Origin of the sequence: Hansschlegelia beijingensis, assembly GCF_045505405.1 — a bacterium.
In the GTDB taxonomy this organism is placed as follows: Bacteria; Pseudomonadota; Alphaproteobacteria; order Rhizobiales; family Methylopilaceae; genus Methylopila; species Methylopila beijingensis_A.
Map to the genome: position 1 here is coordinate 1 of NZ_JBJKEX010000496.1, position 1,648 is coordinate 1,648.

Sequence of the window (1,648 nt, forward strand, 5' to 3'; positions counted from 1 at the left end):
CGCTCCCGGGCAACCGGGACCATTTCACCGAGGGCCGAGCGCGCCGCAAGGCTGGCGCCCGCCGACCGGGCGGCGTGACGCTGGCGCGGATCGCCGCATGCGACTAAGGTCGCGCCGCTTTCCAACCGCAAAGGTTCTGACAGGTGATCGCCGATCTCTCCGCATCGGATCTCGAGGCATATGGCGCCCGGATCCGCGCCGATTACGACGCGTTCCGCGCTCGCGGCCTGAAGCTCGACATGACGCGCGGAAAGCCTGCGCCGGAGCAGCTGGATTTGGCCGAAGGCCTGCTCGCGCTCCCGGGCAACCGGGACCATTTCACCGAGGCCGGCGACGACGCCCGCAACTATGGCGGCGTCCAGGGTCTCCCTGAGGTTCGCAAGCTGTTTTGCGGCGCGCTCGGCGCTGCTCCGGCCAATATCGTCGTCGGCGACAACGCCAGCCTGGCGATGATGCACGACTCGATCGTGTGGGCGCTGCTGAAGGGCGTGCCGGGCTCCGAGCGCCCGTGGAGCAAGGAAAGCGAGATCGCCTTCCTGTGCCCGGTGCCGGGCTACGACCGCCATTTCGCGATCTGCGAGGAATACGGTGTGCGCATGATCCCGGTGCCGCTCACCGGGAACGGCCCCGACATGGACAAGGTCGAGGAGCTCGCGCGCGACCCGGCCGTCAAGGGCATGTGGTGCGTGCCGAAATACTCCAATCCTTCGGCCGAGCTCTACTCCGACGAGACCATCCGTCGGCTGGCGGCGATGAAGACCGGCGCTCCCGACTTCCGGCTGTTCTGGGACAACGCCTATGTCCTGCATCACCTCACCGAGACGCGGCACGAGATCCTGAACGTGATCGACGCCTGCGCCGAGGCGGGCAATCCCGACCGCGCCTTCGTGTTCGCCTCGACCTCCAAGATGACGCTGGCGGGCGCCGGCCTGGCGTTCTTCGCCTCGTCGGAGGCGAACGTGAAGTGGTATCTGGCGCGCGCCTCCAAGCGCACGATCGGGCCGGACAAGCTCAATCAGCTGCGCCATGTCCGCTTCCTCAAGGACGAGGCGGGCCTGCTCGCCCATATGGACAAGCACCGCGCGCTGCTGGCGCCGAAATTCGCCGCCGTGACGGAAGCGCTCGAGGCGCGGCTTGGCGGCCAGGGCGCCGCGAACTGGATCAAGCCCGAGGGCGGCTACTTTGTCTCGGTCGACATGACCACGGGCTCCGCCTCGCGCGTGGTGACGCTCGCCAAGGAGGCCGGGCTGCTGCTCACCGGCGCGGGCGCGACCTGGCCCTACGGCAAGGATCCGCATGACGCCAATCTGCGGCTCGCTCCCTCCTTCCCGTCGCTGTCCGACGTGAAGGCGGCCTCCGAGGGCATCGCGATCTGCATGCTGCTCGCCGCGGTCGAGGCCGAGCAGGCGAAGCGCAAGGCCGAGGCGGCGTAAGCCGCCGCAGGCCTTCAAGCGGGCGTCGCGTCAGGCGCGGCGCCCCATCTCGCTGATGACGCGGTCGAGGGCCTCGGCCGGGTCGACGTGCAGCCAGTCGGCCATGCGGTTCCTGAACCAGGTCGTCTGGCGCTTGGCGTAGCGGCGCGTGTCCAGCCGCACGCGCTCCAGCGCCGCCGCCCGCTCAAGCTCGCCCCGTCGCCAGGCGACGAGCG

At 69.5% G+C, this 1,648-nt stretch carries 1 protein-coding gene and 1 pseudogene; one reads left to right on the plus strand and one right to left on the minus strand.

The window, feature by feature from the left end; genetic code table 11:
* Positions 1-143 precede the first annotated feature (143 nt).
* Positions 144-1,433, plus strand: a complete 1,290-nt coding sequence (locus ACIKT0_RS18005; RefSeq protein ID WP_407106700.1) for an aspartate aminotransferase type Ic — start codon at positions 144-146, stop codon at positions 1,431-1,433.
* Positions 1,434-1,463: 30 nt separating this feature from the next.
* Here ACIKT0_RS18005 and ACIKT0_RS18010 read toward each other — a convergent pair.
* Positions 1,464-1,648: pseudogene (locus tag ACIKT0_RS18010) on the minus strand (tRNA (adenosine(37)-N6)-dimethylallyltransferase MiaA); the annotation flags it as partial.